General features: G+C 69.7%; 6 protein-coding genes and 1 rRNA gene. 3 read left to right on the top strand and 4 right to left on the bottom strand.

Annotation, left to right across the window (positions count from 1 at the left end; translation table 11 throughout):
* Positions 1–85: ribosomal RNA gene (locus tag AB0I10_RS39765) — 16S ribosomal RNA — on the bottom strand; the annotation flags it as partial.
* 925 nt (positions 86–1,010) lie between these two features.
* Between AB0I10_RS39765 and trpS the strand changes: the two genes are divergently transcribed.
* Positions 1,011–2,003, top strand: a complete 993-nt coding sequence (gene trpS, locus AB0I10_RS39760; protein WP_363157623.1) for a tryptophan--tRNA ligase — start codon at positions 1,011–1,013, stop codon at positions 2,001–2,003.
* 30 nt (positions 2,004–2,033) lie between these two features.
* On the opposite strand, the gene proC is transcribed toward trpS, so the two are convergent.
* The 3 genes from proC to AB0I10_RS39745 form a co-directional block, all read right to left on the bottom strand.
* Positions 2,034–2,843 carry a pyrroline-5-carboxylate reductase gene (gene proC, locus AB0I10_RS39755; protein WP_363157622.1) on the bottom strand — a complete coding sequence of 270 codons (810 nt, stop codon included), beginning with the start codon at positions 2,841–2,843 and terminating at the stop codon, positions 2,034–2,036.
* A 115-nt stretch (positions 2,844–2,958) separates the two neighbouring features.
* Entirely contained in the window at positions 2,959–3,744 is a 786-nt protein-coding gene (locus AB0I10_RS39750; RefSeq protein WP_363157621.1) for an ABC transporter permease, read from the bottom strand.
* The gene (locus tag AB0I10_RS39745; RefSeq protein WP_363157620.1) at positions 3,741–4,601 is read right to left on the bottom strand and encodes an ABC transporter ATP-binding protein; all 861 of its coding nucleotides are present in this window, start codon (positions 4,599–4,601) and stop codon (positions 3,741–3,743) included. Before AB0I10_RS39745 ends, AB0I10_RS39750 begins: the two co-directional genes overlap by 4 nt.
* Positions 4,602–4,822: 221 nt before the next feature.
* On the opposite strand from AB0I10_RS39745, the gene AB0I10_RS39740 reads away from it, so the two are divergent.
* Positions 4,823–5,224: a hypothetical protein gene (locus AB0I10_RS39740; protein ID WP_363157619.1), complete on the top strand. Its 402-nt coding sequence runs from the start codon at positions 4,823–4,825 to the stop codon at positions 5,222–5,224.
* Between the two features lie 198 nt (positions 5,225–5,422).
* The coding region (locus AB0I10_RS39735; RefSeq protein WP_363157618.1) for a SulP family inorganic anion transporter at positions 5,423–6,306 on the top strand (884 nt) is incomplete at its 3' end.

Here is a 6,306-nt window from a genome sequence, read left to right as displayed (position 1 = left end):
GGCCGAAACCGGTTCATCGTTCGACTTGCATGTGTTAAGCACGCCGCCAGCGTTCGTCCTGAGCCAGGATCAAACTCTCCGTGAATGTTTACCGGATATCCGGTTTACACTCGCGTTGAGCGGAACCACCGGACGGAATGAGTCCAGTGGTTCACAGCGTCCTCGCTGTGTATTGCCTGCCGACACAAGGTCCGCAGGACTTTCAAAGGAACCTCATCTCCCGGATGTTTCCGGTAGACGGGGTATCAACATATCTGGCGTTGACTTTTGGCACGCTGTTGAGTTCTCAAGGAACGGACGCTTCCTTTGTGCCTTATCGGTTCTGATTGACTCAGTACCGGGCCCTCCGGGCGCTTCCCTTCGGTCTTGCGTTTCCGACTCTATCAGATCCTCGCGGTCCTGATTTTCGCCGGTGCGATTCGACCTTTCGGCTTCTTCGCGTTTCCAACCTTACCAGATCCGTTTCCGTCTCCGGCCCCCTGTTGGAGCGGGGTTGACCGTCCGGCTTTCGCTTTTCGGCCTTTTCGACTCTATCAGATCCGATTTCGTTCCGTTGCCGGTTCGAATTCAGTTCCGATTCCCCGTCGGCGGGGTTTGCCTTTCGGCGTGGTCACTACTTTAGCGGAATTCCTCGGTGACTCAAATCGAGTCGGTGGAATCGAAATTCGGCATGCCGAAATTCATCCCGGTGAGGGGCCGTGCAGTCGTGGTGTGCCGCTGAGGCGGCGGGATGGTTGTCCGGGGCCTGTCGGCTCCGTGGCAACTCGGAGAACACTACACGAGGGGGTGAGTCGCTTCAAACCGCTGCCGGGTGGGCGTTCCACGGGTACTTTTGGGTGCATGACTCCGCATGCGCTCGTACAGCAGTGGTGGCCCGCCTGACGGCGGCCGACCACCAGCGCATGCATGACCACGGCCGCCGCTTCGGCGGCCGTTCGCGTATCTCCCTCACGCAGCCGGCCGGCGAGGTCGGCGGTCTCCACGTACGTAAAAAGGGAGACGAGGCAGCGATGACGCGGATCTTCAGTGGTGTGAAGCCGACCGGGCATCTGACGTTGGGGAACTACCTGGGGGCCATGCGGCGCTGGGCTGATGTGGATCAGTACCGGGCGGACGCGCTGTTCTGTGTGGTGGATCTGCATGCGCTGACGGTGGAGCACGATCCGGCGCGGGTCAGGAGGCTCAGTCGGCAGGCCGCGACGTTGTTGCTGGCGGTGGGGCTTGATCCGGAGCGGTGCACCGTGTTCGTGCAGAGCCAGGTGGATGAGCACGCGCGGCTGTCGTATCTGATGGAGTGCACGGCCTCGGACGGTGAGATGCGGCGGATGATCCAGTACAAGGAGAAGGCCGCGAGCGAGCAGGCGCGGGGCGGGAGCGTGCGGCTGTCGTTGCTGACGTATCCGGCGCTGATGGCGGCGGACATCCTGGCGTACGGGACGCATGAGGTGCCGGTCGGGGAGGACCAGGCGCAGCATCTGGAACTGACACGGGATCTGGCGGTGCGGTTCAACCAGCGGTACGGGGCGACGTTTGTGGTGCCGAAGGCGACGCATCCGGAGGTGGCGGCGCGGGTGATGGATTTGCAGGAGCCGACTTCGAAGATGGGGAAGTCGCACGGCCGGACCGCGGGGATCGTCTATTTGCTGGATGAGCCGGAGGTGGTGCGGAAGAAGGTGATGCGGGCGGTGACGGATGCGGGTCGGGATGTGGTGTACGACCGGGCGGAGCGGCCCGGGGTGGCGAATCTGCTGGATGTGCTGGCGGCGTGCGTCGGGGGTGATCCGGAGCGGTTGGCGGCGGAGTACGACTCGTATGGGGCGTTGAAGAAGGACGTGGCCGAGGCGGTGGTGGAGTTGTTGCGGCCGGTGCGGGCCCGCCATGCGGAGCTGGCTGCGGATACGGCGTATGTGGACGGGGTGCTGCGGGCCGGGGCCGAGCGGGCCCGGGGGATGGCTCGGCCACGGGTGGATGCGGCGTATCGGGCGGTGGGGTTGCTGGGCTAGGTGCGGGCCGCTCGGGATTCCGGCTGCCCGTCAGCCGTTGCCGGTGGCGAGTTCCTGGCTGCGGTCCCGGGCGGCTTCCAGGGCGGCGATCAGGGCGGCCCGTACGCCGTGGTTTTCCAGTTCGCGGATGGCGGAGATGGTGGTGCCGGCCGGGGAGGTGACGTTCTCGCGGAGGGTGACGGGGTGTTCGCCGCTGTCGCGGAGCATCACGGCGGCGCCGATGGCGGCCTGGACGATCAGGTCGTGGGCCTTGTCCCGGGGCAGGCCGAGCAGGATGCCGGCGTCGGTCATCGCCTCGACGAGGAAGTAGAAGTACGCCGGGCCGGAGCCGGAGAGCGCGGTGGCGGCGTCCTGCTGGGACTCCGGGACACGGAGGGTCTTGCCGACGGTCGAGAAGATCTCCTCGGCGCGGGTGAGGTGCGCCGCGGAGGCGTGGGTGCCGGCGGAGATGACGGACATGGCCTCGTCGACTAGGGCGGGGGTGTTCGTCATGACGCGGACCACGGGGGTGCCGGCCGGCAGCCGCTCCTCGAAGAAGGAGGTGGGGATGCCGGCGGCGCCGCTGATGACCAGGCGGTCGGCGGGGACGTGCGGGGCCAGCTCGGCCAGGAGGGTGCCCATGTCCTGGGGCTTGACCGTGAGGATCAGGGTGTCGGCGGACTTGGCGGCCTCGGGGTTGCTGACCACTTCGACGCCGTACCGGGTGCGCAGCAGGTCGGCGCGCTCGGGGCGGCGGGCGGTGACCAGGAGGTCGGAGGGGGCCCAGCCGCCTCGGATCATTCCGCTGAGCAGGGCTTCGCCGATTTTTCCGGTGCCGAGTACTGCGACCTTCTGGGTCATCGTGCGGGTTCGCCTTTCCGCTGTGCCGGGCATTGTTGCGTCGTCCTCGTCGTCCTCGTCATCCTCGCACCCGGGCGGGGCGCGGTGCGGGTGCGTTCCGAGGGCCGGGACGGCGTCAGGCCGTACGGCGGCGGAGCGTGGCCGCGCCGAGGGCGAGGACGAGTGCGGCGCAGCCGGTGACGATGAGGGCGTCGCGGACGAAGGTGCCGGTGATGTCGGGGTGCCTGAGGATTTCGTTCATGCCGTCGACGGCGTAGGACATCGGCAGGACGTCGGAGATTGCTTCGAGGGCCGGCTGCATGGTGTTGCGTGCGGTGAAAAGGCCGCAGAGGAGGAGCTGGGGCATCAGGACCGCCGGCATGAATTGGACGGCCTGGAATTCGGAGGCGGCGAAGGCCGAGACGAACAGGCCGAGTGCGGTGCCGAGGAGTGCGTCGAGGACGGCGACGAGCAGCAGCAGCCACGGGGAGCCGATGACGTCGAGGCCGAGGACCCAGACGGACAGGGCGGTGGCGACGGCGGACTGCACGATCGCGAGCAGTCCGAAGGCGAGGGCGTAGCCGCCGATCAGGTCGGCCTTGCCGAGGGGCATGGCGAGCAGGCGCTCCAGGGTGCCCGAGGTGCGTTCGCGGAGGGTGGCGATCGAGGTCACCAGGAACATCGTGATCATCGGGAAGATGCCGAGGAGCGAGGCGCCGATGTTGTCGAAGGTGGCCGGGTGCGCGTCGAAGACGTAGCGGAGCAGGGCGATCATCACGCACGGGACGACGAGCATCAGCGCGATGGTGCGCGGGTCGTGCCGCAGCTGGCGCAGGACCCGGGCGGCGGTGGCCAGGGTGCGGGAGGGGGAGAGCGGGGCGGGACCGGGGAGTGCCGCGGCGGCGGGGACGTCGGTGGTCATCGTGCTGACTCCTTGGCGGTTTCCGTTCGCCCCGCGCCCTGTGCCGCCGCCTTGGCCTCGTCGACGAGGTGGAGGAAGGCCTCTTCGACGGTGGCGGAGCCGGTCCGGGCGCGGAGGGCGTCGGGTGCGTCGTCGGCGAGGATGCGGCCCTCGCGCATCAGGAGCAGCCGGTGGCAGCGCTCGGCCTCGTCCATGACGTGGGAGGAGACGAGGAGGGTGGCGCCGCGCTGGGCGGCGAGGGCGTGGAAGAGGTTCCAGAGGTCGCGGCGGAGGACCGGGTCGAGGCCGACGGTGGGCTCGTCCAGGACGAGGAGTTCGGGGGTGCCGAGCAGGGCCACCGCGAGCGAGACCCGGCTGCGCTGGCCGCCGGAGAGGTTGCCGGCGAGGACGTCGGCGTGGCTGGTGAGGTCGACGTCTTCGATGGCGCGGAGGACGCTCTCGCGGCGCGCGGCGCGGGCGGCCCGGCCGGGGCGCAGGACGGCGGCGAAGTAGTCGAGGTTCTGCCGGACGGTGAGGTCGTCGTAGACGGACGGGTCCTGGGTGACATAGCCGATGCGGGGGCGCAGCCGGGGGTCTCCGGCGGGGCTGCCGAGGACGTCGAGGGTGCCGGTGACCTTGGCCTGGGTGCCGACGACGGCCCGCATCAGGGTGGATTTGCCGCAGCCGGAGGGGCCGAGGAGGCCGGTGATCTGGCCGCGCGGGACGTCGAACGCGAGGGTGTCCAGGACGGTGCGGCCGCCCCGGACGACGGTGAGGCCGTGGGCGTGGACGGCGGGGCCCGGGGCCGGGTCGATGACCGGGCCCGCGGCCGGGTCGGTGGCGGGGTCGGTGGCCGGGTCGCGTCCGTAATTCATCATGTGATGAATAATCCTCCGGGTGGTGTGCCGCGTCAAGCGGTGCGGCGGGACGGCGCGCGGCGACCGGAACTGCGCTCCGGCGGGCGCCGGAGCGATCGGAATTGATCATTCCTGACCGATAACTCCGTATACATCGGATAGTTACACTTCTACTTGCCTTCGCCCATCTCCTTCTGGACACAATGGCGTTGGCTGTCCAGCCGCGCCGGAGGGGGGCGACGATGGCGAAGGTCCGGGTCGGCGTACTCTGCCGGCTCCTGGGGATCGTCGCGGCCCTCGTTCTGGCCCTCCCCACCGTCGCCCACGGCGTCCGCGGAGGACTCGCCGCGCTCGCGCCTCCCGCGCTCAGCGCCACTGCTCCCGCCGGCCCGCGCACCAGCCAGCCGGCGGTGACCGCCCACGAGCACCCCGACTCCGTCGCCGTCCACTGCCAGCAGCGGCACGGCGGGCGGTCCGCGGCCACCGTGTCCGCACCGATGCCGCTGTCCACGCCCCTCTCCACGTCCTGCCCGGTGCGGACGGTGGGCGGACTCACCGTGACCGGACCGCAGACCGGCCGTCAGGCCGTACCCCTGTCGAGATCAGGCGAACTGCCCGTCCGTCACCGCTCGTTCCGCTGCTGACAGCTGCCCTCCTGGACTTCCCCCTGGGCTTTCCCCGGCCCCCGCACATGACGGATCCAGCCGTCGTTTCCTCATGGCGCCTCGCGCAGCGCGATCCCGGCAGCACCCGCCCGCGTCACCCCACGTCGCGCGCCTATGCGTCCGTGTCCGCGTCCGCTCGCGCGCCACCGCATCTCGCACTCCGCTGGAGGCTTCCTCATGCAGAGATTCCCCGACATCACCCGCCGCCTCTCCTTTCCCTCCCGGCAGTCCCTCCCCCGCTGGCGGGCCGATTTCGCCGCATCCCTCGTCGTCTTCCTCGTCGCGGTCCCGTTGTGTGTCGGGGTGGCCGTCGCGTCCGGTGTACCGGCCGAGCTCGGGCTCGTCACCGGCATCGTCGGCGGCCTGCTCACCGGTCTGCTCCCCGGCAGCAGCCTGCAGGTCAGCGGGCCCGCGGCCGGGCTGACGGTGCTGGTCTACGAGGCCGTGAAGGAGTACGGGCTCGGTTCACTGGGCGTACTGGTGCTGGTGGCCGGGGTGCTCCAGCTGACCATGGGGGTGCTGCGGCTCGGACGGTGGTTCCGGGCCATCTCCGTCGCGGTCGTCCACGGCATGCTCGCCGGCATCGGACTGCTGCTGATCGCCGGGCAGTTGTACAAGCTCGCGGACGCCCACGCGCCCGGCAGCGGGCTGTCCAACCTGGGCGGGCTGCCGTCTCTCGTGCTCGACACCACCGGATCGGATGCGGCGCTGGCGGCGTTCGCCGTGGGGACCGGGACGATCGCGGTCCTGGTGCTGTGGCCGCGCTGGACGCGGGCGGCGCGGGTGGTGCCCGCACCGCTGATGGCGGTGGCGCTGGCGACCACGGCGGTGTTCGTGCTGGACCTGCCGGTGGCGCGGGTCGAAGTGCGGGGCCTGCTGGGTGCCGTACAGCCGCCGGGCGGTGCGGACTTCGCACGGCTGGTGGAGGCGGGGGCGATCGCCGGCGCGCTGGGCACTGTCCTCGCCTTCACCCTCATCGCGTCGGCGGAGTCGCTGTTCAGCGCGGCCGCGGTGGACCGGCTGCACGACGGGCCGCGTACCGACTACGACAAGGAGCTGAT

The sequence above is a fragment of the Streptomyces sp. NPDC050636 genome (assembly GCF_040654775.1).
Classification (GTDB): Bacteria; Actinomycetota; Actinomycetes; order Streptomycetales; family Streptomycetaceae; genus Streptomyces.
Note: the sequence above shows the minus strand (reverse complement) of the source record. Positions and strands in the feature narration are given on the sequence as shown.